Here is a 25,790-nt window from a genome sequence, read left to right as displayed (position 1 = left end):
TTTTATAACATTTACTAACGTAACATTCTTGTAGGTGATCATATTAGTAAATAAATTATATCTTGATAAATATTAGGTTAATGACATATAAGCAGTGTTTTATAAATAAGTTTTGGAGGAGTCGCATAAGCGAAAGCTTGTCCGACTCTTGATTTGTAAAAAAGATTTGGAGGAGTCGCATAAGCGAAAGCTTGTCCGACTCTTGATTTGTAAATAAGTTTTGGAGGAGTCGCATAAGCGAAAGCTTGAGCGACATCTTTTGAATAATAATGGAGGAGTCGCATAGCGGCCAATTGCACGGGCTTGGAAAGCCCGAGTCCTTACGGGCTACGTGGGTTCGAATCCCACCTCCTCCGCTAACAAAAATCCTCACCAAAGTGTGAGGTATTTTGTTTTATAAATCGGGATGAGAAGCTTGCCTTGAGCGAACATAGTGAGCCGAAAGGAATCCCACCTCCTCCGCTCACCTCCAACTTTTCTTAATTTCTTATGTTTTAGTCATCGTAATTTTATATTCTTCCCCTGATGTGTTGAATTTATTTACCAAACAGGCTAATGTAGCGTAAATGACAAAAAATCTTCCGTACTACAAAGTGTCAGGAAACTACGAAAAAGTAGGTGAATTTTTGGGAAACACATTTAGGGATAAAATCACACAAAGGATAAAGGAAAGAAGACGCTCCATTCCTAATTATGAAAGTTATTTAACCAAATCCCAAAAATGTTTGGATATAACAAGATACTTCTTTCCTCATTTAATGAAAGAAACAACAGAAATTGCCAAGGCTGCAGGTATTCCGCTTGTTGAATATTTTTTCATGAATAACCGAGAAGTGTTCGACGAAGCCGAAGCACACGACAAAAAACATTCAGCTAATATCGATCATTGCACCGTGGTGGCTGGGTTTGACAAGGGAAAACTTGTCATTGGACACAACGAAGACTGGTCGATTAGCGCACTGAGTGAAATATGTATTCTTGAAATTGAAATTGAGAATATTGCTTTTATTGGACTTAACTATATGTCTGTAATTCCAGGTTCCGCCGCTTCGTTAAACAACGCGGGATTGGTTCAATGCATAAACGATATTTATCAAACAGCACAAATTGGTGTCCCTAAAAACTACGTTGCCAGAGCAATATTGGAAACAAAAAGTCTTGATGAAGCCGAAAGGTTAATTAGAAATACCAATAAGGCGTCCGGGTTTAACCATGTCTTGGCGTGCGGAAATGAAATTAGAAATATTGAAATCGCGGGAGATAAACTCGGAATTCAAAATATTATTAACGAACCGTATGTGCACACCAATCATTATCTAACTAATGAGTTAAAACCGCTTGAAAAGTTTCACACCAAAAGTTCGGATGCACGATATGAAAGAGCATATTCGTTGTTAACAACCAATATGACTGACGAGGATATAAAACGGATTCTCTCCGACACGAATGACAATGAATATCCCATTTGCCGCGAGAACGAGACAATCGGTTCGGCAATTTTTATTCCATCCGAACTACAAGCAAGTTTTTGCTATGGACATCCCTGCAAGGGAACGTATATAAGTTACAATCTTTATTAACCGTGAATTGAATAGTGAAAACGTTTATGAATATGTTTAAAGAAAGTAGGGCTACTTCAATATCAACATACCTTGCTTTGGTGCCTGATGAAAGAAAAGAGATGGTAAATACTCTACATAACTTTATCCACAAGGCGGCTCCAAACTTAAGGGTGTACTTTGCACACAATATGCTTGGGTATGGCTCTTTCCCCTACACTAATTACAAGAAAGAAAAATTAAACTGGCCAATCATAGCTCTGGCTAATCAGAAAAATTACGTAAGTATTTATATTTGTGCAATCGAAGGTGGTGAGTATATTGCAGAGAAATACAAAGAAAAATTTGGAAAAGTGAGTGTCGGGAAAAGCTGTATTAGGTTTAGAAAATTAGAAGACATAAACCTACCTGCATTAAAAATGATTATTCAAAAAGCCGCAAAAAATCCTGGGTTAATTTCTAAATAATTACAATATACCTCATTCGCGAGTAATCGAAAAAGAGTATCATTAGACAATGAATCGTAATGAAAAAGTACTATTAATTAGTAGTAATATGTGGAATTTCGCAGACGGCATGTTGGGTCCTCTTTTTGCAATATTTGCTGAAAAAGTAGGAGGCGACATTCTCGACGTCGCTTGGGCTTGGGCGATTTATCTTATTGTTACCGGTATGTTTGTAATAATAATTGGTAAATACTCAGACCATCACAAAAAAGAGAAGATTCTTGTTTTAGGTTATTTTTTGACAGCTTTGTTTACTTTCTGCTACTTATTTGTCGCAACACCACTTCACCTAATTTTAGTTCAGGCCGGTTTAGGCCTAGCACTTTCTCTTAGCAACCCTACTTGGTATGCGCTTTACGACAAATATTCAAACCCAAAAACAACAGGAACAGTCTGGGGTCTAGCAGACGGCGAGGGAAAAATACTGGGCGGATTGGCCATTATTGTTGGCGGGCTGATTGTTCAGAATTTTTCATTTGACGTCCTTTTATCACAATGGGTACTATTCAACTTGCTGCTGCCTTCTATCAAATTCAACTGACTAGACAAGGCAAACTGGTTTAGTGAGCCAGGGTAATTCCCCAGACTTTTCCCGAACCGTGTCTTTTTAATACTTTAGTCGCCTCTTTCATCGTAGATCCCGTTGTCCACACATCATCCAACAATACAAAATTGGCATTTTGCACACTCTTGTTTTCGGAAACAGAAAATATCCCAAGCACGTTTTTACTTCTTTCATCTTTGGCAAGTTTTGATTGAGGGAGCGTATTTGCATGTCGAACCAACAAATCAGGTTCAAATCCCCACCGGTAATATTTCGCCAGGTGTTGTCCAATAATCTCCACTTGATTAAAACCTCTCCAGTTTTTCCTAATTCTATGAAGCGGAATCGGTATCAAGGTAACATTTATTGGCAACGGTTTATCGGCTGATCTCATTGAAATCACAAAGCCTTTGGTTAGTTCATTGGCAATTTCTGTCGCAAACTGAAACTTGAGCTTGCCGATTGCCTTTTTTATTACCCCTGTATATTCCCACAACGAGGTAAGCCCATCCATACCCAAGGGTTTTAGGCATGCTACATGTGTCACGCCATCTATTGAACTCTTCCCACACATTGGACAAATAGATTTCGCATACTTGACTTTCATCAGGCATTGCCTGCATACATATACGCCTTGCCTACCGCAAGTTATACACTTTTTAGGAAACAAAAAGTCAGAAACACTCATTAACTGATAGAATATAGTATTACCATGAATATCGTAAACAAAAAGGTTAATTTTAATTACATTCTGTTTGATAAGTATGAGGCAGGAATTGCGCTTTTAGGCGGTGAAGTAAAAGCAATTCGGGGAGGTCATGCCAATCTTTCCAACTCACATGTAAAAGTTATGGAAGATGAACTTTTTCTAATCAATGCGGATATACCGGTGGAAGGTAAGAAAAATTACAACCAAGCAAGAATCAGAAAGCTCCTACTTCATAAAAGTGAAATCGTTTCCATAAAAACCAAAATCAAGGCTAAAAAATTGACTATCGTGCCTACAAGACTGTATACTAAGAAGCGCTTAATAAAAATAGAGATTGCTTTGGCAAAATCTAAACTCAAACACCAGAAAAAAGAAAGTATCAAAAAACACGACATCGAAAGAGAAATAGAAAGAGAATTTAGGGGCGAGAAAGATAAGAATAGAATTTAAAAAATTAAAGTATTATCCCAATTTTACAAAATAAAATTGGAAAGGAGCAACCGACATGCGTTTGAAGTCCTTAAGCTTGGCGATGGACGAAAAATTGTTTGTCTGGTTGTATTAGATATTTCTAACAAATCGCATTGCGATTTGAGAGGAGGAATTGCATAGTGAAAAGCAAAAAGCATAAGCAATTTGCGGTAAACGAAGCATATTCCGACGAGGGGACGTACAGGTTTCGACGGAAAGTACATTTAAAAGATGCAAGTCGAGTTTGATCACAACTCGTTAATACAGGATCAAAAAATACATGCTGACGACGAAAGTCCCAGTCTGGCAGAGCGCTTTAATGCGCTTTTCGGCACCTTGGGGCAACCTAATGCTGCCGCAAGTTACGCATTAGCGTAACACCAGTGTCCGCAAGAAGCGCTTCTTAGCCGCATCTTGACCGGGCATAATAAAGCTAAGATAAGTAATAAGCGTTGACTGGCGTTTGTTATCTAATAAAATATTAGTCTTACCCAAATACATCCTGCAAGCCGGTAAGTAATTGGGAACATAAAAAGGTTTGCTAAACTTGTAGAAATTTCTTGAGTTGCTTTTACGGACGCGGGTTCAAATCCCGCCGTCTCCACCAAAAGTAAATATTTTATGTTATTCGTAAATGAATTGTCGTGGAAGTAATTTTACCTCACAAGGGCATGCTTAGAAATGTTTGAGGTCAATACTTTCCAATTTATCCCCTGTCAAAAATATTACTTTTTTACTTTTTTCACTTACTGCAAAATCTATTGCTCCTGTAAGTTTTTCCGAAATATATTGCGCTACAAATACTCCTTCTTTGTTTGTAACGACGACTCTTTTTTGTGAGGGTTCCAAAATATATAGGTATTCCAATTCATCGGTGGTAAATATTTGTGACGCATTCTCTATCTGGGGAAAGACACCACTCACTTCAAAGTTAATTTGATTCCCTAGTGAGAATTTGTAAATTCCGCCCGTTTCACTCACCATCCAAATTGATCCATCAATTGATAGAGATTTTATTTTTGATAAATCGGGATCAGCCGATGCAACAAGCCAGCTTTTTCCTTCACTGAAACCTCCCTCATAAGCCGAATAGCGAATAATTTCCGAATTTGCAGTATCGACTATATACAGGTTGGCTGCATATGAATACGGCAGATCGGCATAAGTTAAGTCCTCCTCACCAACAAGCTCTTTCCCCTCGTCTACTCTGTAAATGCCATCCTTTGTGCTGACATATACTCTATCGGCTGAGGAAGCTATATAGAAAGCTTCCTCGTCAATTGCGCCGGGTCCCGCCAACACTTCACTGCGTTTAGTTTCGATAGCCACGCTGATAAGTTTTCTGCCAACTCTGTCTAATACATATACTTTTTCATCGCTTGCCACCAAATCGTCTCCATGGAAATTGTCACTCAACAAAGTTAGGTCAACAAAACCCTGTGATTCTTCGATATATTCACCCAAGATTTTCCCCCTATTTATTTGTAATTCGTTAGTCAAATTTATCAATCGTTCATCATCAACCTTCTCTTGCACAAGCTGATCAAGAACGGTTTGACTTAGAAAAAAATGTTCCCGTGCTCTTTCGGGGCTTAAACTAAACAAACTCATTGCTTCATTAAAATCATGTTGAGCCGCCATAAGACGAGGTTCGTATAGCGTAACGGCATCTTTTTTCTTTTTTTGCCAAACACCCAATACAATACTAGTAAGAAGCAAAAGTGTGATAATTAAACCAATTGACAGTGTTAATTTTTTCTTTTTGACTGTCTTTGAATCCATCCTGCTACGGTCTTCAAACGACACGATTTTGTCTTTTGAGACCCGGTTTTTAAGACCAAATAGTAGCTTTGGTGTAATTTGAGAAATAAAGGACGATTTTTGACTAATAATGTTTCCGCCGAAAGGTTCATTGTTTTCCCTGGGTGAAACGCGATGAATTGTTTGTATTTCTTTATTAAAATCATCAACTTCGAAGGAATTTAAAGCATCATCTGTCTCTTCAGATATCGATTCTGATTCCTCTTCAAATTTCAAAAAACATGCTCCTAAGTTATGACTCTTTGTGTTGGCATATTTCTCAAGTTGATCAACTGTATTATGTAATAGCAACACCTTCTCGTCCGTATGTGTCAAAAAAGTATTTCGCAGTAATGACTCCGAATACGTGTTGGTAAATTGATCGGTAGCAATTACTAAAACATCGTTTCTTTTTGGATAACCTGACGCGCTAACAACATCAGCATTAGCAGTGATAATTTTCGAGAAACTAGTATCTCGGTATATCAATACACTTGCATTAAACGCTGCTACATAGAGCGTATTATTATAATAAGAAATGGCACCAATACTTACGTCACTTGATGTCTTGACAGCCTCTTTCTCGGCAATTTTGACCGCATTCGTAAGTGCATTAAATGCGGTAAGAGTTAGGTTCTTATAGTACTGTTCATATAACAATTTAACCAATGTCCTTTGAATTGACACCAACTCCACACCACTTGCTTCTGAAGTTGCGGTAATAAGTACAAACAAACTACCTCTTTTTTTATCAACCGAGGGGTCAAACGTAAAGCTGTTGAAAACATTCCAGTTTTTCTCGCCAAGAGATACATTCAGTTTTCTGGATACTACTTTGAGAAGCTTTGGTTTCATTTAACGAACATTCGCAAAAGAAAATACACATTACAAAAGTGCCAATCCGATCAACAAGGCTAGAATTGCAAAAAACAAATGTGCATATGCCAAATAAACCAACTGTTTCTCGTAATTTACAACAAGTGTTTCGGTCATTATCTTTATTTGCTTAACAACGATTACAGCAAAGACAATATAAAGTGCCATAAAAATTAAAGCACCTGTTTCGAGTACGCCTGTAATAATACTTGTTGGATCAAACTCTAAATTCATCTTACCCTTCCTTCCAGTTGTTCTTGTTCCTCTTCAAGTCGTAACTCGCGTAAAATTTTGGCAACCACATCCGGACGCGGTACATCTTCAAATTTTATCTGAGGTATTTCCGCCGATGTTTGTATTTGCACATCTCCGAAGTTGAAAAGGGTCCTTAATCCGCCACCAATTTTTACCGTTACGTCTTCTATTCTATCGATATTGCAGTCGGTTATTTCGCGATAAATTAAATTCAGGAAATCAACTTCAATAATCCTTTCATCCGTAACAATGTTTACATGAAAATACCAACTTAAAAACTCCTCCAGGACAAGTGCGGTTACAATCATATACCAGACGATATATGCCATTATTTGAAAACCAACAGCCATTTGATCAAAGAACGGAAAAACACTCAAAAACGCGGGTAAAATAAGCAATACAAAGACGAGCAAAATCCAACCAATATTTGTAAACGGATGTTTGCGAAGAAGTAGTATTATCTCTTCTTCCGGATCCTCACCGGCAAACTTTATCTTACTTGGATAGTAGCAAAATGTCGTACAAAACGAGCTTTCGGAATCGGGTGCTTTTTTCCTGAAATCGTTTTCCAAAACCATATCGAGCCGTTTCCGTCGTCTAGCACGTTCGGGAGCAAAACGCTTACGGTTATCGATATTATTTAGTTCCGAATGATGTTTGTCTTGCGTGGTTGTAACAGTCATAAATGAAGTATACCACCAAAGCCGGGAAGCGGTTAGAAGGTTAAGCTTAAAAGACCATTTCCCAAAAAACTTTAATTACAAATATATCTCAGATTTTTTCGATGTTGAAAAGTGAACTTTTTATACCAATATAACCCGGTGCTCTCAAGTTAAAAGCTCGCTTTAGTTCTTCCCCTGTCATAGAAACGCTTCCTTTGTTGGTACCAAAGGTAACAGACTGTGTAAAACCGGAATTGGAGTACACCACAGATACACCGGAGACCGAAGTATAACCACCAATACCAACCAAATCACTTTGACTATAAGGATTTCCGCCCCAACAGCTTACATCTAGTGGTGAAATTCTGCCCGCATCACCCCCGCCTTTATACAACACATGCCAAGCATTTAGAATATCTGCCATTTCATTGCTTGTCAGCCAAGGATTTCCTCGTCCACAACTTGCTCCCCCGCGGCTTTTATACCATCCTTTGTAGAACCAGGGAGATCCCGATATTTTTTCATATGCGGTTTCCGGCCATGCTCCCGAAGTATCTTTTATTCCATTCCATCCCCACTGAGAAATCGTATATCCTCCCGTGGTTGACGAATAATACGCCTTGGCGGGAACACCACCTTTGGTTAAAACCCATCCTCGTGTTGCTCGAACAGCTTCAGCCCACTTACCGCTTTTAAGTTGCGGTTTATAAACTTGACAGCTTTCCGTTGTACAAATAGATCCGGCACCATTGTTGGTGACCGCAAGTGCATAACTTCTTGCTGCAACAGCTTGTGCTTTCAACGCTTCAAGTCCACCGCTATCTCCCCAACTTTCGGGCACTTCGTAAATTCCCAAAAGATAATTATCCTCAAGCGAAATTGTTCCATAGCCGTCGACATTGATAGTAGAAGATGCGGCAAATCCTTTCGTAAGATCGGCACCACTAAAGTAAGCCGCTAAAATTTGCTCTGCACTTTGTCCCGATTTACTTCTACCGTAAGCACCATATTGGCTCATGCCAACTCGATGTGGCGCTCCGAATGAAAATGCTGCAAATGCAGGGCTAAAACCCGGTGCACAATAATTTGACGATCCTGCCGGACCTGAACATGGCTCAAGGGTTGGAGGCGTATTCCCAATCGAAGTTTGGAACCCTCCCTCTTTCAATGCTTTAAGTGACTCCTGTTTTGAAGATAAATTTGCAAGATGACTCTCAGTCGCTTCCACTTCACCTTCCAGAAACTCCGCTCTTTTGGCAACTTGTGCTTTAGCCGATGCCAAATTCTCTTGGTTTTTCTTTAGTTCTTCACGGTCGTTTTTTAGATTTACAAGATCTTCCGCGTATTTTTCAATAGAAGACCTATCTTCCTCTGCCGCAATTTTTCTAAAGTTCATTTCCCGCAATGCCTCCGAAGCTTCTTTGGATGATAAAAAGGACAAGACGGGGTCATAAACACGCAACAATTTGTAGTGGTTGTGAGTTTTCTCTTCGAAAATTTCTTTTGTATAGGCAAGATCTTCCTCTCTTTTCAAAATACTGATGTTAAGATCGGAAAGCTGTACAGAAAGGTTATTTATTCGACTTTCCAAGCTTTTTACTTGATTTCGCAGATCCCCCAGTTCTTTTTTGTTATATTCTTGCGCGGGTCGAAGGGCATCGATTTCTCTTTGAATTTCGGCGATCTGGCAATCATAATTTGCACTATCGCAATTTGACGCCGTTACAGAAATAACCTCCACCAGAAAAAATAAACTGCAAAGAATAAAAAGTGTTGTAAAAAGTGGTTTTCGTAATAATCGGTAAGACTTTATTTGCATCAATAATAAATTATAGCAAAGACTAATCAAACTAGGTGTTTAAAAATTGAAAGGTCGCACGATGTATGTTGTCACATCAACTAATTTCCACCTCAATCGCCGACTCTACCTTGGTTATTTACATTACTCTTCACGTTCTTGGTTTATTGGCAATGTCCACGATTTGTTTCGCATTATTAATATCCATTTTTAACAATTCAAAGGACGACATATGTCGTGATACAATTCTTATATGAAGCGTTTTCTTTTTATATTGGCTATTTTGTTTGTATTACCAACTTCTGTTTATGCAAACAATCCGACTGTAGGATGTCCCGATGCACATATTAATACCGCCATTGGTTGTATCCCCGTCGGAAGCGAATCTGCTTTTGCTATTTTTATTTTGAGATGGGGTTTAAGAATCGCGGGTGGTATCGCCCTGGTTCTTATGGCATATGCCGGAATCATCCTCACAACTGCTGCCGGTAATCCACAAAAAGTACAAGGAGGCAAGGAACTCCTGACAGCTGCAATCGCCGGTCTCCTGATGGTAATTTTCTCGGCGTTTATTTTAAGATTGGTGGGTATTAATATTCTGGGCATCCCCAATTTATCTATCTAGATACCCAAATGGCTATACTATATAAAAATGTGTATTCGCAATTTTTTTCGCTTGATTAAATTCACAAGAACATTTTTTATTTTTGGTGGCATTCTTTTTATTTGGTTCTTCTTATTAAACACCCAAGTACAAGCGCTTTGTGGAATATTGACAGGTAGTGATTGCTATATCGTTGCTTCGGGTACACTACTGGAACCACCATTCGTCGAATGTGGAGAAGTTTATGGAAATACTGTTTGTTGTCAGGAAACAGCTCAATGTCCCCACGGATGTGTAAATTCACAGTGTGTTCCCGGATGTCCCGATGGCTCATCTTGTTATACTCAGGGGCTTGCTTCGTGTTTGGCATCAGGTTGCCAACCAACTCCTACACCAATTCCCAGCCCGACAGTCGGCCCGGGCACACCGACACCCAGTTTACCAAGTTGCCCAGGTGTTAATTGCTATATAGGCCAATGTCCATCCCCTTGGGTTCCTGATCCCGGATATTCATGCAATACCCCGTCCGAGGTGTGTTGTATTCAACAACAAGTTGCAGGATGTGGAGTTGTTGATGATCAAGGTGACTGTGTCGGAGTAAGTGGCGTAATTAATCCATCATATGCCTGTGGAGTTGATTATGTTAACCCGGAAACAGAAATCTGCTGTTCTTCGCAGGGGGAATGTCCCTCATTGGATCCAGGCGATAATTATGATGTATGTCCGAATTACGCTAACGGCACCGGGGTATATACGATAGGATCAGGATGTATTGATATCATAACCAGCTTTCCCATCTGTCCGGCGGTGTATTGCGGAGTGCAGGGTTTAAATCACACTTGTGCCTGGCCACCAGAACTGTGTGCAGGATATACTCCCCCTACATCAGATGCTGAATGTGGAAGAATTAGCGGTGTTGATTGTATCGACGCAAATGGTGCTTCTATAGGCATACACGCTGTTGATTGTACTGACCTAAACTGTGATCCTAACGACTGGGATTGCCGGCGAGAGAGGGTCGACGGAACGGAATGTTGTATTATTTATCCCGCATGTTCCAACTACAGCATAAGTTTATGGAGGCCAAAACTCTTCTGTAATGAAGACGGCGACCCGACCTCATCTTCCGCAACCGGTTTGCTCTATACCGCCGTTGGCTGTATACCGATGATAAATGATGCTGACACTTTCTTCTCGACACAATTTTCGGTTTTTTGGTTGAGAATCGGTCTTTCAATGGCGGGTGGACTAGCACTATTAATTATTGCCGTTTCCGGAATTTTAATAAAAATATCTGTTGGTAATCCACAGAAAATTAAGTACGCACAAGAATTAATGCTCGGCGCAATTGCCGCTCTTATTTTAGTAATATTTTCCGCATACTTATTAAGAGTAGTCGGGATAAGCATTCTTGGTATTCCCGGTTTACAATAAAGAAAATACTTTGTTATGAAAATTAAAATAGTAAAAATCATACCCTTTCTACTTATTCTGTTTGTTCTTGTTAATATACATGTGCAATCCGCCCATGCATTTTTGTTGGATAATACCGATTGTGATCCTACAGATCCAACTTATCCATATTTAGGATATTGCCACGATGCGTGTGTTGGCGAAGTTGGTAGCATCCCAACTGTTGACAATTGGTGTACAAACAGTGTTAGTGGCGAATGTACATATGAAGAAAGCCCTAACGGAAGAACGAATATCTGCAACTGCTTTTGCACTTTCCCGGCAAAAAATATCGAATGCCGTCAGTCGGGTGACTGTCCACCGGACGAAAGCTGCGTGGTCGGTGAATGTCAATCTTCCGGAGGGTCTACCTGTGATCCCATGCTATCCGGTCTTGACTGCTGGAGCCCGATGGGACCCTGTGATCCGGATGATCCGGCAAACAACATAACTTATTGTATCGACGAAGACATGGATGGTAGCGGTATATGCTTATGTAATTCACGACAATTTTTTGGAGAAATTACTCCACTTGAAATATTTTGCGATCAACAAGGAAATCCGACTAAAGACGCACAATGGGGAAAAATGTGGACGGCAATCGGTTGTATACCCATCGTAGATTCGCAAGGCGATCCTGTCTTGACCGAATTTTCAAAGTTTTGGTTGAGGATGGGTCTTTCAATGGGAGGCGGACTGGCACTTATTCTTATTGCAATCTCGGGAATTTTAATGAAATTGTCAGCAGGTAATCCGGAAAGGGCAAAATTAGCCAAGGCAATTTTTGCCGCGGCACTGGCAGGTTTGTTTGTTCTCATTTTTTCAGCATTTATTCTACGGCTCTCAGGAGTTCAAATTTTAGGTATTCCTGGTCTGGGAATATAAGTTTGTACAATTGAGTTTTCGAGCAATACCAACTAAACTTACATTATGAAACTGGCACAAATAGACTTTACACAGCTTGAAAACGAGGCATTTATTAACGATCCGGCGGCAACCAGGTTCACGGGGAAAGGAATAGATGCAGTAATCATTAAGTTAATTCCCTACTTTTATACCTTTGCCGGAATACTGCTTTTGCTTTATTTGTTATTTGGTGGATTCCAACTTATGACCTCTGCGGGTAATCCTAAAGCAGTTGAGGCGGGAAAAGCAAAAATAACGTATGCTTTTTTGGGATTTTTCATTGTTTTTGTGTCGTATTGGATAGTGAAAGTTGTTGGACTGCTGTTTGACATTGATGTAATTTTTACTATCTTTACTTAATTAATTAACCAAAGACAATTGCAAATATTGGTTTACTAAGTATAAAATCAGATAATGCAAAAACTTGCAGTCGATATCGGAGCGGAATATCATGCACCTATCGTATCCGGCGAAACGGGTCCGATAATAGCGAATTTAATTATCGTCGTCTATACGATAGCTGGAGTAATAATACTTTTTGCGATCGTTAGTGCAGGATTCAATATGGTCAAAGGTGCCGGTAATAATTCGCCCGATGATATGGCCAAAAGTAAGAAAACGATTACTTTTGCTTTGATTGGTTTTTTTGTTATGTTTATGTCTTACTGGATAATACAATATATCGAATTTATATCAGGATCGGAATTTATCACGAATTCAGTTATCTAAAATTATGTTTGGCTTAATTGGACCTATTGAAGAACCGGATCAGCTCCAAAGTTTGGGTGGGTTTGGTGGTGGGTTTGGAGTATTAATAAACATTGGATTAAACCTTCTAATAGTCGGTGCGGGAATTTATGCTCTTTTCAACTTCATATTTGCGGGTTACGGTTTTTTGTCTGCGAGTGGTGATCCCAAGAAAATCCAAATGGCGTGGGCTAAAATTTGGCAATCAATTCTCGGACTAACTCTTTCGGCGGGAGGCTTTATCATCGCTGCAATCATTAGCAGACTTATTTTCCGAGATCAGAATTTTATATTAAGTCCCGTTTTACCCGGCGTATAAATATGGATAAATTTTCAAAAATCGCTGCAGATGTTTCAGTTGGACCTTTACGCGGTCAGGGCAATCTCGGATTCGAAGATCGACCGACATTTGTTCATTTCCTTGATGGGCCCAAAAGGCTTGAGATGGTTATATCTGTTGTCATCGGAACTTTAACCGTCATTGCTTTCATTCTTTTTGTTATAAAAATTTTGACGGGCGGAATAGCAATCGTTACGGCAGGTGGAGACAAGGGAAAAGTGGCTGCGGGAAGAGACGATATCACTTATGGCGTAATTGGGCTGGTTATTGTCGTATCCGCGATTTTTATCGCGGGTATAGTTGGGGCAGTAATTGGTGTAGACGTTCTTGAAATAAACAATTCTATTAGAGCCATAATGGCAATTACTTAATTTATGATAGTTGCTTCTACACTATATGCTCTGGAAAACACAGCTACTCCCGATATTGCAAAAAATTATACCTTCGGACAGTTTATTAGCGGTTTAGTAAGAGCGGGTATCGCAATCGGTATTATGGTTGCCGCAATGATTTTACTTTTTATGCTTATGACTGGTGGCATCGGATGGATTACTTCTAGCGGCGAAAGAGGAAAAATCGAAGTTGCTAAGAAAAAAATATATGCAGGACTAACCGGAATGGCAGTACTTTTACTTCTTTTTATCATAATCCAACTTATACAAGCAGCGTTTGATGTCTCTTTGGTTAATATAAACTTGGAGAACTTTTTCCTAAATACACCCTAAAGTGCGTGTAAAATGAGGCTATTTTTCCCTATTGACAAGAAAAAGATCTCACTGCATAATACATACAGCTTAAGAGAAATAAGCAAAAAAATAACATGATGAATATTTTAACAGGATTGGTTTTAGCAGGAGACGGTTCAGGACAAGTTTCTTTAGATGCTCCAGCAGGTTTTTCTAATTTACAATCTGTTTCTTTTGGAGCAGTAATTGAATGGGCAATTGCTGTAGTCTTAGTTTTAGCATCGGTAATTTTCTTCTTTATGCTAGTTCTCGGAGGAATCAAATGGATAACTTCCGGTGGGGATAAAGGTAAAACTGAAGCAGCTAGAAATCAAATTACTGCAGCTTTGGTTGGACTTATAATAGTATTTGCATCTTGGGCTATTCTCCAGCTTGTAAATCTAGTATTTGGAGTCGATATAATAAGCAACTTAACTATACCACCTCTTAATGCCGAATAGGTAGTGGTTTTTCAAAATAGCGACGAAAGTCGCTTTTTTTGTGGGCAAATTTATTTTACGATAGCTTCGATTTACAAGACATATAGAGTATAATTGGACAGTAGCTGTAATGAAAGCATATAAAAATAAAATCTATTTGTCAGTAATAATCCCTATTTTTAATGAAGACAAGAATATCATCAGGTTACACCGCGAAATAGTTAGAGCCCTCTCCTCTTGTAACATTAAATATGAAATTATTTACATAAACGATGGATCGACCGATACCTCTTCTGAAAAATTATGCAAACTAAAAAGCGTAACAGTGGTTACGTTCCGTAAAAACTATGGACAAACGGCAGCTTTATCAGCTGGAATCGAAACAAGTTCAGGTGAGGTTGTTGCAACACTTGATGGTGACGGTCAGAATGACCCAGATGACATTTGCAAATTGTTACTCAAGCTAAATGATGGTTGGGATGTTGTGTGCGGATGGAGAAAAAATAGGCATGACACCTATTCAAAAAAGCTTGTTTCAAAAATAGCATACTATTTCCGTAGCTATTTTATAAAAGACAGCTTACACGATTACGGATGTACACTACGGGTGTACAGTCGCGATGCAGCCAGATCGTTATTGGGTATGAATGGTGAAATTCATCGGTTTATACCGGTCTTATTAAACATTGAAGGTTATAATGTTGCAGAAATTGAAGTAAACCATAGAGATCGATTCTCAGGCAACACCAAATATAATTACACCAGAATAGTACGGGGTTTTATTGATTTCTTGGGTATATATTTTTGGTACAAATTTTCAAGTCGACCCTTGCACCTGTTTGGATTCATTGGTCTGTCATTGTCAATTGCCGGATTAAGCATAACTGCAATTTTATTCATACTTAGATTATTATTCACCTACCCCCTTAATGACAAAGTGTGGCCTCTGGTTTCTGTGTTTTTAACAGTTTCGGGTATACAATTTTTTGTGTCAGGAATCATACTCGATGTTCTTGTCAAACAATATTATTCAACCAACAATAAAAGTTTTTACAAAATTGACAATGTTAAAATCACAAAATAAACTTTCTACAACCTTGCGGTTAGGCATTTCCAAACTTCGTCTTCGACAAGTTTGGGTTTGTTCAATTCGTCCGCAAGCTGACGAATATTGTTTTATTAAATTTATAAATGAAAACCGAACTTGAAAGATTCCAGCTTTCTGAATTTTCAGAAGATTATAGACTGAATAACTTATTTAAGCTTATACCTAAACATAAAGGTTCCGCATTTGATATTGGTACTGGAAATGCCCATATATATAAATTTTTGAAAGGTATTTATTGCCCAATCGTGTTGAGCGACATCTCACCTGTAATTGTAAGAAAGATTCGCAAGCTTCTAAAAAATGATAGCTGTGTGAAAGTTGTGATTATAGACATTTCAAAATATGTATCTAAGATAAAAGTTGATCTAATTACAGCCTTTGATGTAATAGAACACGTTGAGGAAGATGAAAATGCACTTAAAAACATTCATTCAAGCCTCAACCAAAATGGCAATTTATTACTATCTGTCCCTGCGCACCCTTTCTTGTTTGGGAAACGTGATTTAAAATACGGACACTTCAGAAGATATTCAAAAAGAGAGTTACATCAAAAACTAAAATATGCAGGTTTTTCAAATATTAGAATATACTACTGGAATTTAATTGGTGTAATTCCATATTTTTTGTTTGAAAAAGTATTTAAAAAGGAACTTAATAGTATAGCTAGAAAAAATAATAAAACCTTTCTTGGCAAGGCTACAAATAGATTGCTCTTTATTGTTTTAAGCTTAGAAACTAAAATATATACAAGGTTACCTTTTGGGTTAACACTAATTGCCAAGGCAAGTAAATGAAAAACGTGCTAATAAATGAAAACATAACTTTCAAAGATCTGTTGTTTAAATATACAGTCAGAGATTTTGTCTTAGGCACCCTATCCATTACCCCTTCAAGTGTGGGAATTGTGTTAAGAATGCTTGCCTATAAAATATTTTTAAAAAAATGCGGCAGGGGTTTAATTATTAAAAGTCTAGTTACTATAAAATTTCCGGAGCGTATTGCAATCGGAAATCATGTTGGAATAGGTGAATATTCGATTCTACACGGGGACGGGGGGATTTCAATTGGAAACTACACTCGAATAGCAGACCATGTATCCATAGTTTCGTTTAGACATGAATTCAGAAAAAGAAATACAATAATCAAGCTTCAAGAAAAAATAAAAGAGGGAGTGTATATAGGAAGTGATTGCTGGATAGGTTCTGGAGTTAAAATACTATCTGGGGTCAAAATTGGAAATGGTTCAGTTGTGGGTGCTTCAAGCGTGGTAACAAAGGATATCCCACCTTATACCGTATCTGTTGGTATACCCGCTAGAGCAATAAAAAAAAGATAACTGTCACCATTCTTTTAAAACCAACTTGTTTATAAAACGATGAACATATATTGCGCTTACTATTGGCTAAGAAAGTATGTATTGTGTGTATGAGTAAAATGAAAAAATATTTCTCTAAAGAAATAGTTGGTTTTTCGATAATCATGTTGCTAATGATTATTTTATATATGGTTTTCTATTTAATAGAACCAAGTTTCAAGTATACGAACACGCTATATTTTAGTCAGCAGATAATAATAAGTTGTTTTTTCTTGCTAAGCCTCATAACAATACTTTATTATTTCGCCTCATGCTTAATCAATGACAAGACAAGTTTCTTAATCATTCTCATGTTTAGTCTTTGCCTGCACCTTGGTTTGCTTTTCATAACTCCTCGTACAAGTGATGACATAAAAAACTATGTAGCACGGGGAAGGGTTATGGCAGTTTATATGGAAAATCCATTTTTCAATTCACTTGCAGACCTAGATCCAAACTATCCCCCTGAACTTAGAACAAAGTGGTCCAAGACAACATCTGCCACTGGTCCTGTGTTTTTGTATATAAGCGCAGGTTTGTCACGTCTTGCATCCGGTAATTTACAGTTTGAGATGATTTACTACCGACTTTTTATTTCATTAACAAGTATCCTAACGGGTTTGCTAATCTACAAAATCACGAACAACCCCAAGTCGGCGTACCTCTATCTTGTCAATCCGCTTGTTGTTTTTGATACTATTATAAATTCCCACATGGAAAGTGTAATGGTTTCGCTTATCTTGTTGGGTTTATACATCATTTACCGTTCAAGAGGACTATCAAGCTGGATCCTATCCCTAACATTCTTGTCATTATCTAGCCTTACAAAAATATTTTCTTTACAAATACTGCCTTTATTTGTGATATTTACCATAACTAACATGAAATCAAAATTACACAAACTGTCAAGTATATTCTTTTCATTGATTCTATTTTGCTCCTTGACCGCACTTGTATATTATCCCTTTTGGGAAGGTATCATAACACTAAAAAGATATTCAGAAGTGTATAACTATTCAAGCTATCAAAGTTCTTTGTTTATAAAAATTGTCATAATAATTCTAACGTTCATCGACAAACCCGTTCTGATCCCTTTGTTCACTAACTTAAGCAGATTAATCTACGTTGCCCTAGTGGCGTGTGTTTATTGTTATGCGATCAAAAAAGGAGTTATAAGTTCATTTGAAAAACTTGTTTACTTCATAATAATTTCGTACGGTTTATTTCTCGCGTTCGCATTAAATTGGTTAATGCCATGGTACTATATAACACTTATTTCTTTTATTGCTCTGCACTATGGAATAATAAACAATGTCAAGTATGTATATATAATTGTCGGAGTCACTATTTATGCAATTTCTGGTTATGTGTTTTAGATTTCCAAAACCACTAAAACACGACAAATAATAATTACTAGGGAAAACAATAGTGCTGAGTGCATTGATACTTTCTTGTTACCACCTGAAGCCGCCAAATACGATTTGGCGAGGGATCGGTAACAAAACGAAATATAAACTTAATGGGTTTTTTCAAGTACTGAAAAGATTACAAAGGAAGCCATATAACCTTTCGGAATTGTGGCCATATCGCAGCCTAATCAGTTAATACCATCTACATAAACTGTGAAAGGGCTTAGTAAAGAATGTTCCTCACAGGATGCAAAATAATATTTATGGATTTGTGAATTGGCAAGTATAAAAACTACCTGCAATATACTTTGTTTCATGAAAAAATATGTGTAAAACTAAACACCTTTGGTCCACGTAAAGAGTTGAAAACATAATTAATTGGCCAATTCTTACTCTATTGCCCCACTCTTCCTAGGCGGTATAATTTTCACATGATGAGGATCATCAAAAAAAGCCTACCAACTAATTTATATATCTGGATATTCTTGACAGAAATCACATATTTGGCGTTTTACTTAACTGGGTTTCTTAAGAAAACGGTAGGAGATAATTCATTGGTCGTCTCAAATAATCTAATATATTTTTTCATTACTTCTCTCATGCTTGTGTTGTTTTACTTATACACAACTGGCCATAAGATATTCCTCAACGACAAAATAAAATTCAAGCATGTTTTTATGGCGTCTTTGGTTTTTAACATTACTTTATTTTTTGTCTGGCCTTTAACTTCCAATGACATTTTTTCATATATATATCAAACAAGGGTAATTACGACTCACCACCTTAATCCGTTTGTTGTGCCATTCTCCACGCTCACTTCGGACATATTGTTTAGTGTTATTTCAAACAAATGGTCGGTCGATACTGCGATATACGGACCGGCTTTCTTTTTCATTACAGCTCCATTTGTAAAAATCGCACAAGACAACTTAATATTGATCGTATACTTACTAAAACTATTATTTGTCTTAGTAAATTTAGTAAATGTAGTCTTGGTTTACAAAATATCAAACAACAAAATTGCTGCATACTTGTACGCTATTTGTCCGACTTTTGTTTTTGAATTTGCAGGTAATGGTCATCATGAAACAATTATTATCTTCTTTGTACTTTTGAGCTTGTTGTTTCTAATAAAAGAAAGAAAAATAAAGTGGTATCTTATGTCAATTGTATTTTTAGTTGTCGCGGCACTGATTAAGTTTTACATTATAATATTATTGCCGCTTTATGCGTTGTTTATACTACGACAACTAAAAAACAAACAAAGTTCTATGATTTTTATGTTGCTTGCTGGTCTGATTTCAATTTTGGAAGTCATGATTTTTTATCTACCGTTTTGGGAAGGATTTGTTGTCTTTTCTAGGTATCCAAACGTCCTAAATTTATCTAATCTTCTTGCATCTCCCTTGGTTCTATTAAACTACGTATTGCTTAAACAATTTGGTGTTGATGAATTTTTGTATTGGGGGAGAGTTCTTGCCAGATATAGTTTTATTTTAATTTATTTTATCTATGGCGTCAGGTTGTTATTAAAGAACAAACTTAACAACACCGAAGAATTGCTGTATTCCATAAGCGTGGTAATAATTATGCTATTTACTACCTCTTTCAACTGGCTTATGCCCTGGTATACTACCCTACTTACTACACTAGTATTTATATATATGGGTTATACAAATAACTTCAAATGGCTAACAAAAACTTATGCATTAATTTTTGTTACAATTCTTGTTTATATAATTCTTCGATGAAAAGTAAAATTATTATTTTAATAGGATACCTTGTTTTGTTTCTGATAATTTTTCATAAATCTTATATCCTTTTGGATCCCGACTTTGGTTACCGTCTCGTCACGGGTCAAAAAATTCTTGCCGGCAATATTCCCAAAATCGACATTTACTCATACACAATGCCGAGTTTCCCATACGTGGAACATTCATTCCTTATTGCCGCTTTCTGGGCATTTGTATACAAATATGTCGGATATGCGGGTCTTGCGTTTGCAAATAGTATTATCGCATTGAGTGCTCTTATTGTCGCAACAACCGTTTACTCCGCCGGTAAACCTAAAACATATCACTTTTTAAATAAACCTTTTGGGCGAGACTGGAGTTTGTTGGGACAATTCACCTTTATACTGGCGTTTTGTTTGATGCTCCCATTCATTGGGATACGAGCACAAATAGTGAGCTGGTTAATTATATCCATATTTTTGAAATTTCTGCTGACACCTAAACTTTGGGAAAAATATAAACTGCTTACACCTTTGTTTTTTCTTTTTTGGGCAAACACTCATGGTAGTTTCATGGCCGGCTTATCCATGCTTTTTTTGGTAACCGTAGTACGTATTTATAAATTACTTTTTAACACAACAAATATCTTTTTGGAGATAAAAACACATGGAGTAAAAGTATTTTCGAAAACTCTAGCCACATTATCAAAGACTAAAGCTGGAAAGATAATCACCCTTGAATTATCAATTGTCGTACTTTCTGGTGTAATAACATTACTTAACCCATACCGATTCGGTTTATGGCGTGAGGTTTGGTTGTCTGTTTCCGATTCGTCCCTTAGATGGAAAATCCTTGAGTGGATGCCTCCATTTTTGTCCGTCGATCTTGGTTTTGTAAGCTTTTTTTCAATTTCTTTGTTTTTCGTCTTTCGCTATCGAAAAAAATTTCCTGTGGAAAACTTTGTCCTTTATGTTTTCGTACTCTCACAAGCACTCGTTACTAAAAGGCACGTCCCACTGTGGATGCTCGTTGCACTTCCAATGACCACACAAGCAATCACGTTTTTATATACCGACGTGTCAAACATCACACTGGGGAAAGAAAGGTTTAGAACTTTTTACAAAATCATGTGGATGATTGCCATAATTATTTTTTCTGTATCAATTTATTCATCTTTCAAAGGTGCGCAATATATGGCAGTCGACAAATTTTACCCGGTTGGGGCAGTTAACTATTTAAACGAGTACACACCTAATGGTCAAATATACTCACTATATGGTTGGGGTGGGTATTTAATATGGCAGCTACCCGAGAAAAAGGTTTTCGTTGACGGGCGCATGCCAAGCTGGAGATGGAAAAACGCACCCGACAATGAATCGAACAACGCCTTTAGTGAATACGACGACATCCTAAGGGGAAAACTTGACTTGTCCTGGGCTGTCGACAGGTATGGCATCGATACCGTACTTATCTCACCTAAAAAAGAAAAACTTAACTCTTATGAGGAAATAAAGAAAAAACTAAACTCATTTCTTCTCGGAGACAAAGATAATAATTTCAATTTTTATGAAGCTCTTGAAAAAAACGGCTTTGAAATTGTTTACAAAGATACAAACTCTGTTATATACCATCGTCATCCGATTTGACTTTTCGCTTGAATAAATCTCTTGTTCGCTTGCTCTTGATAAGCTAAACTAGAAGTGTTAGCTAAGTTTACATTTATCGTCAACGTCAAATGAATATCTTTGTATCTTTCTTACATGCTGCAACACTGCCGTGCATTACACCTACCGGAGGTGGTACGGGTTGTGCCGTTCCCATAAGTGGATTTAATATGTTATTTTCGAACATCCTTAATGTAATTGTCGAGATTGCCGCTGTTGTCCTTTTTTTGATGCTTGTTGTTGGAGGCTTTAAATATTTAACGTCAGGGGGAAATCCAAAGGCGACAGAATCGGCAAAACAAACACTTACATATGCGATTTTCGGTATGATTATCGTGGCCGGTGCGTTTTTAATTATCCAAGTTATTGAACAGTTCACGGGTGCACCGATAAACAATTTCAATGTGGTTGCCCCGTAACCCTAATCATGAAATATTTTGGGAAAATAACATTTGCTTTTCTACTTTTTGTTGGGGTAATGCAGGCAAGCGGGTCTGACGTATATGCCTTGTGCGGGCTTGAAACTGTCGGTGTGTGCGACCCAGACGAATCGGTTAGTATTTGTTCCAATGTCTGCGGTGGTAGTGATAATGTTTTAGGGTGTGCAGAACAATTCGGTGTGACAAATCCGGGTTACTCACATTACTGTGTATGTGATAATGGCACTTGTCAAATCGAACCGACACTTACTTGTCCTGTGGTTGAAATCGGCAATGTTTGTTATGACTACGGAAGTGGTCAGTATATAGATGACTTTGTTAGTTGCGGAGGCGCTGGTGGAGCCGATATTTGTTGTAGTTTAACTTCGGAATGCGGCGATCCCCCACCGCTTTGCCCCATTAACACTGTCTGTATCGATACCGATACCCCTGCACAGTGCACTACTCTTCAAGGAACATCAAGACCATGTTCAAGCCTTGCCGGACTTAACGGCAACTGTTGTATGAACACAAATTTCCCGACCGCAATACCTACACCTATTTTTACTCCTACACCCACCGCTCCACCAGTAGTGTGTGATTCGGGCTTTTCTTGTATTGGAATAAGTCGGGGATTGTGTTTTCAAGAAGGTGGCGATTATGTTTATTGCATCAATCCTCAAACAAGTGCAACCGGAACATGTTGCTATCCCGAGGAGGCTCCATTACCCTCTCCAACCGGTCCGCCTCCTGCTGGTCCTTGGCCAAATCCATACATTCCCTGTGAAGGAGACGCTGAACGAGATCCTTTAGCCTATCCTGAGTATCATTCACTTCGCCCCTTTCAAGCAAGTCCATGTCGTCAACATGGACTAAGTGCAGGTACGGGCGGGCAACTAAAGCAATATTGTGGAAACGATATTATTGTCACTGAGACACTAAATGTCGGACCTGGTGACGGAACTTGCACAAGAAACGGAAACACTTTGGATTGTGATTTCGAAATTGATAGTAGCGTCGACGTTAATATTGATTTAACCGATGCAGAACTTCCAATCATGGGCAACACCCAACTTGTACCAAACCAAATAAATGGAGGCAGTCCTCAACCGGAACAATTTGCGTGGAACAGACGCGTCAACGAATATTTCAGCTGGTGGTTAGAAGGTGCACCCTACAAAGCCGACGAAGAATTAATCGACCCGGATGAGGTAAACATCGAATTTCCTCACCGACACATCGAAGCTTACGCCGGACCCATAAGAAAACTTTATCCATATCCGCGTGGGTATAGGAGATTTTACTGGCTACCCATCCCGCATTTTGTTTTTAGTTTCGCCCCCAATCCCAGAAGCGATAGGGTAGGACAATCAAGAGTCGGCGAGCTTCATGACCAGATATTTGAATGTACACTTGGAAGTAACCAAGTACCGTGTCGATGGAATTTTACAAGCGAAAGATATGAGATTATCGACACAAGGGGCACAGATCAACCCGGTGATGACATTGTCTATCCGACAAATGCACACTGGGTAACTGAACCGGGGTCACCCGAAAGTCCATATATGCTTATGACTTCGACCGATGACATGCTGGGTAGTGTTTTTACTAGTGCACTTCAAACGCCACAAGTTCCAAATACCGATCCTCGTCAGCAGGTAGTCATCCAGAACTTTGAATTTGTACCCGAAATCGATACGGATCTTTTGTATTTTGCACACATGGAAGAAAACGTCGGATTAGCGGAACTTTTGCAACGAACATATCGTTCACGCTTTATCGGACAAGACGGGGGAACTCATGAGCCAATTGTTTATTACAATACATATAGGTGTGACCTCGATGACGTCAGGTGGAATACAGGTGATGATCTTTTCGGTGAACTGACTACCAGAACCAGCTTTGGTGGCTATCAGGATCTCACCCCGGTTGCCAATCCTGATAATACCGAAGGCGTTACCGACCCTGTCACAGGTGAATCAATAAGAGGCAACATAAACTATACTGCCAGTTTTTCGTGTGAATTCCAGTGTAACGGCAATATTATTAACAACCAGTGTATTGATCTGTCTGCTGTGGGTTCGTGTGTAACCCAGTGTGATTTAGGACTAAATACCTGCGCTACCGAAGTTGCACAGGGTATATACAGTGACTGTTATGGCTGCTGCCTTGACCATAATGCAAGTGATTTAAGTTGTGAAAGAGATGCCGTAACCGCTGCGTCAGTCTACACAAGAACACCGAAGGCGGAAGAACTTTGGCGTCAAACGGTCATCGGGGACGCTTCCTTGGTTCACAGAATGTACCCAAAACTAGGCGTAAACGGTATGTTTGACGAGCTAAAAGATTTTCCGGCAGTGACAGCTGCAAGATATTGGTCAAGTAAAACCGGTGATCCCAACGGTACTGTTTCCGAAGTACAAGTACTCGCAGGCGATCCTTCCAACGAGAGACCTGGCGACGAAGCAGAAATTTTCATCCCCCACATCGGAGGAATCTACGAATTTGCCATGGTGTCCATGCAGGATTTACTTAGACCCTATGTTATGAATACTTTATATCTAAGACACGGTATGCCTCCAGGATCGGGAGATCCTGTACCGCCAACTCAACCTGGTAATTGCGCTCCCGTTGAAAACGGACCGTGCAGCGTTACCAACTTGCTAAATTACTTCCCCAACCAAGTTGCTGCCGAAAACGCCAGTCAGATTTGCGCACAAGAATCGGGAGGTAATCCAACAAGAACTAACTATGGGTGCTTAACGGGAGTCTCACCCGACTACAGCGTCGGTCTTTTCCAGATAAATCTCCATCCCCTAGCAACGTTTACCCCTCGCTGCCCAGGGTCATTTGTGATTGATTATTTACCCTCGGGGACCCACCCGTTAAACTGGTGCGAGGTTGCAAATCAATCCTTACTTGATGCGTGTGTTGAAAACTACATCGATCCAGAAAGAAATATTCGTGAGGCAGTAAGACTGGCTTGTGGATCATATAACCCACCTTCAAATGCAATATGTAATTTCAGCAGTAACTGGACAATCGCAGCAACAAGATGCGGAATTCCATAAAGATATGTTTATAATAAAATTATGAAGAAAGGAAATATGATAATTGCCGGGTTTGTAATATTTGCGTTGTTTGTAACGGTAATGGCGATATTACTTCCCAAACATACCACTAGTCAAACGGGTGTAATGCCAACAAGTGACATTAACGAGACCGAAACCTCTTTTCTTAACTCTTTTTCCGACTTAATCCCGGGTAACAAGAAAAATGAGGAGGAAAAAACCAATGAAGTTCTTCCGACTAAAACCCCATCCATACCCAAAAAATCTACTGCAGAAGTGGTTGAAAGTGAACTTTATTACAAAGACGGAAATCCAATAAACAAAAACGGTGATTATCTCACTTACGATTCCGACAATTTCCAAATATTATATTTTAGTAGTGATGACAGCTTTTTAATTTCTATCCTCAATTCTGATTTTGATAAATACCAGAAAGAGGCTGAACAAGAACTGTTGGAGATTTTAAGAATCGAAGAAAGCAAAGCATGTGCCTTAAAAATATTTACGACTACATCGCGAAGTGTCAACGAAGACAAAGCCGGCAAATCATATCCACTTAGTTTTTGCAATTAATAGATACACTTTTACAATCTGATGTGGAATATACCGAAAGACGCTTGTACAATAAATTAGTCTGA

At 38.5% G+C, this 25,790-nt stretch carries 28 protein-coding genes, 1 tRNA gene and 1 other RNA gene; 24 read left to right on the top strand and 6 right to left on the bottom strand.

The annotated features are described in order from the left end of the window. Nucleotides 1-77 precede the first annotated feature (77 nt). A complete protein-coding gene (locus IPM62_00555; GenBank protein ID QQS39096.1) occupies nt 78-284 on the bottom strand; it encodes a hypothetical protein in 207 nt (68 codons plus the stop codon). Here IPM62_00555 and IPM62_00550 point away from each other — a divergent pair. The 4 genes from IPM62_00550 to IPM62_00535 all read left to right on the top strand — a co-directional run bounded on the left by IPM62_00550 (nt 272) and on the right by IPM62_00535 (nt 2,606). Beyond that, nucleotides 272-356, top strand: a tRNA-Ser gene (locus IPM62_00550). The two genes, IPM62_00555 and IPM62_00550, sit on opposite strands and share 13 nt — an antisense overlap. 210 nt (nt 357-566) lie before the next feature. Then, nucleotides 567-1,580 (top strand): hypothetical protein, encoded by a 1,014-nt coding sequence (locus IPM62_00545; protein ID QQS39095.1) that lies wholly within the window; start codon nt 567-569, stop codon nt 1,578-1,580. A gap of 32 nt (nt 1,581-1,612) precedes the next feature. After that, nucleotides 1,613-2,026: a DUF1801 domain-containing protein gene (locus tag IPM62_00540; GenBank protein ID QQS39094.1), complete on the top strand. Its 414-nt coding sequence runs from the start codon at nt 1,613-1,615 to the stop codon at nt 2,024-2,026. A gap of 49 nt (nt 2,027-2,075) precedes the next feature. Then, the gene (locus tag IPM62_00535; GenBank protein ID QQS39093.1) at nt 2,076-2,606 is read left to right on the top strand and encodes an MFS transporter; all 531 of its coding nucleotides are present in this window, start codon (nt 2,076-2,078) and stop codon (nt 2,604-2,606) included. A gap of 19 nt (nt 2,607-2,625) precedes the next feature. Here IPM62_00535 and IPM62_00530 read toward each other — a convergent pair whose 3' ends face one another. Continuing rightward, nucleotides 2,626-3,123: a ComF family protein gene (locus IPM62_00530; protein ID QQS39092.1), complete on the bottom strand. Its 498-nt coding sequence runs from the start codon at nt 3,121-3,123 to the stop codon at nt 2,626-2,628. A gap of 198 nt (nt 3,124-3,321) precedes the next feature. On the opposite strand from IPM62_00530, the gene smpB reads away from it, so the two are divergent. Both smpB and ssrA read left to right on the top strand, forming a co-directional pair. Then, on the top strand, nt 3,322-3,768 hold the full coding sequence (gene smpB / locus IPM62_00525) for an SsrA-binding protein (protein ID QQS39091.1): 447 nt from the start codon (nt 3,322-3,324) through the stop codon (nt 3,766-3,768). Between the two features lie 214 nt (nt 3,769-3,982). Next, nucleotides 3,983-4,396: a transfer-messenger RNA gene (ssrA, locus tag IPM62_00520) on the top strand. Nucleotides 4,397-4,464: 68 nt separating this feature from the next. On the opposite strand, the gene IPM62_00515 is transcribed toward ssrA, so the two are convergent. From IPM62_00515 to IPM62_00500, 4 genes are all read right to left on the bottom strand, one after another. Then, nucleotides 4,465-6,444 carry a hypothetical protein gene (locus tag IPM62_00515; GenBank protein QQS39090.1) on the bottom strand — a complete coding sequence of 660 codons (1,980 nt, stop codon included), beginning with the start codon at nt 6,442-6,444 and terminating at the stop codon, nt 4,465-4,467. 30 nt (nt 6,445-6,474) lie between these two features. After that, entirely contained in the window at nt 6,475-6,699 is a 225-nt protein-coding gene (locus IPM62_00510; GenBank protein ID QQS39089.1) for a hypothetical protein, read from the bottom strand. Beyond that, a complete protein-coding gene (locus IPM62_00505) occupies nt 6,696-7,403 on the bottom strand; it encodes a PH domain-containing protein (protein ID QQS39088.1) in 708 nt (235 codons plus the stop codon). Before IPM62_00505 ends, IPM62_00510 begins: the two co-directional genes overlap by 4 nt. Before the next feature lie 88 nt (nt 7,404-7,491). Continuing rightward, on the bottom strand, nt 7,492-9,201 hold the full coding sequence (locus IPM62_00500) for a hypothetical protein (GenBank protein QQS39087.1): 1,710 nt from the start codon (nt 9,199-9,201) through the stop codon (nt 7,492-7,494). A gap of 232 nt (nt 9,202-9,433) precedes the next feature. On the opposite strand from IPM62_00500, the gene IPM62_00495 reads away from it, so the two are divergent. The 18 genes from IPM62_00495 (at nt 9,434) to IPM62_00410 (ending at nt 25,725) form a co-directional block, all read left to right on the top strand. Further along, a complete protein-coding gene (locus IPM62_00495; protein ID QQS39086.1) occupies nt 9,434-9,805 on the top strand; it encodes a hypothetical protein in 372 nt (123 codons plus the stop codon). A 27-nt stretch (nt 9,806-9,832) separates the two neighbouring features. Beyond that, a complete protein-coding gene (locus tag IPM62_00490; protein ID QQS39085.1) occupies nt 9,833-11,218 on the top strand; it encodes a hypothetical protein in 1,386 nt (461 codons plus the stop codon). A gap of 15 nt (nt 11,219-11,233) precedes the next feature. Further along, nucleotides 11,234-12,121, top strand: a complete 888-nt coding sequence (locus IPM62_00485; protein ID QQS39084.1) for a hypothetical protein — start codon at nt 11,234-11,236, stop codon at nt 12,119-12,121. Nucleotides 12,122-12,166: 45 nt separating this feature from the next. Then, entirely contained in the window at nt 12,167-12,502 is a 336-nt protein-coding gene (locus tag IPM62_00480) for a hypothetical protein (protein QQS39083.1), read from the top strand. Nucleotides 12,503-12,556: 54 nt separating this feature from the next. Continuing rightward, nucleotides 12,557-12,871: a hypothetical protein gene (locus IPM62_00475; GenBank protein QQS39082.1), complete on the top strand. Its 315-nt coding sequence runs from the start codon at nt 12,557-12,559 to the stop codon at nt 12,869-12,871. 4 nt (nt 12,872-12,875) lie between these two features. Further along, nucleotides 12,876-13,208, top strand: coding sequence for a hypothetical protein (locus IPM62_00470; protein ID QQS39081.1), 333 nt, complete (start codon nt 12,876-12,878; stop codon nt 13,206-13,208). A gap of 2 nt (nt 13,209-13,210) precedes the next feature. Further along, complete coding sequence (locus IPM62_00465) at nt 13,211-13,600, top strand: hypothetical protein (GenBank protein QQS39080.1); 390 nt, start codon at nt 13,211-13,213, stop codon at nt 13,598-13,600. A gap of 3 nt (nt 13,601-13,603) precedes the next feature. Next, on the top strand, nt 13,604-13,954 hold the full coding sequence (locus IPM62_00460; GenBank protein QQS39079.1) for a hypothetical protein: 351 nt from the start codon (nt 13,604-13,606) through the stop codon (nt 13,952-13,954). Between the two features lie 95 nt (nt 13,955-14,049). Then, nucleotides 14,050-14,415, top strand: coding sequence for a hypothetical protein (locus IPM62_00455; GenBank protein ID QQS39078.1), 366 nt, complete (start codon nt 14,050-14,052; stop codon nt 14,413-14,415). A gap of 109 nt (nt 14,416-14,524) precedes the next feature. Then, nucleotides 14,525-15,478, top strand: coding sequence for a glycosyltransferase family 2 protein (locus IPM62_00450; protein ID QQS39077.1), 954 nt, complete (start codon nt 14,525-14,527; stop codon nt 15,476-15,478). A gap of 107 nt (nt 15,479-15,585) precedes the next feature. Beyond that, the gene (locus tag IPM62_00445; protein QQS39076.1) at nt 15,586-16,296 is read left to right on the top strand and encodes a class I SAM-dependent methyltransferase; all 711 of its coding nucleotides are present in this window, start codon (nt 15,586-15,588) and stop codon (nt 16,294-16,296) included. Further along, entirely contained in the window at nt 16,293-16,838 is a 546-nt protein-coding gene (locus IPM62_00440) for an acyltransferase (protein QQS39075.1), read from the top strand. The genes IPM62_00445 and IPM62_00440 overlap by 4 nt, the downstream gene beginning before the upstream one ends. An 89-nt stretch (nt 16,839-16,927) precedes the next feature. Continuing rightward, nucleotides 16,928-18,232: a hypothetical protein gene (locus IPM62_00435; GenBank protein QQS39074.1), complete on the top strand. Its 1,305-nt coding sequence runs from the start codon at nt 16,928-16,930 to the stop codon at nt 18,230-18,232. A gap of 464 nt (nt 18,233-18,696) precedes the next feature. After that, nucleotides 18,697-20,016 carry a glycosyltransferase family 39 protein gene (locus IPM62_00430; GenBank protein ID QQS39073.1) on the top strand — a complete coding sequence of 440 codons (1,320 nt, stop codon included), beginning with the start codon at nt 18,697-18,699 and terminating at the stop codon, nt 20,014-20,016. Continuing rightward, on the top strand, nt 20,013-21,644 hold the full coding sequence (locus tag IPM62_00425) for a hypothetical protein (GenBank protein ID QQS39072.1): 1,632 nt from the start codon (nt 20,013-20,015) through the stop codon (nt 21,642-21,644). The genes IPM62_00430 and IPM62_00425 overlap by 4 nt, the downstream gene beginning before the upstream one ends. An 89-nt stretch (nt 21,645-21,733) precedes the next feature. Next, nucleotides 21,734-22,081, top strand: a complete 348-nt coding sequence (locus tag IPM62_00420) for a hypothetical protein (protein QQS39071.1) — start codon at nt 21,734-21,736, stop codon at nt 22,079-22,081. A gap of 8 nt (nt 22,082-22,089) precedes the next feature. Then, the gene (locus IPM62_00415; protein ID QQS39070.1) at nt 22,090-25,152 is read left to right on the top strand and encodes a hypothetical protein; all 3,063 of its coding nucleotides are present in this window, start codon (nt 22,090-22,092) and stop codon (nt 25,150-25,152) included. Nucleotides 25,153-25,173: 21 nt separating this feature from the next. Further along, nucleotides 25,174-25,725 (top strand): hypothetical protein, encoded by a 552-nt coding sequence (locus IPM62_00410; protein ID QQS39069.1) that lies wholly within the window; start codon nt 25,174-25,176, stop codon nt 25,723-25,725. The last annotated feature ends 65 nt before the right edge of the window (nt 25,726-25,790 follow it).

This window comes from Candidatus Woesebacteria bacterium, from assembly GCA_016700095.1.
In the GTDB taxonomy this organism is placed as follows: Bacteria; Patescibacteriota; Microgenomatia; order UBA8517; family UBA8517.
Note: the sequence above shows the minus strand (reverse complement) of the source record. Positions and strands in the feature narration are given on the sequence as shown.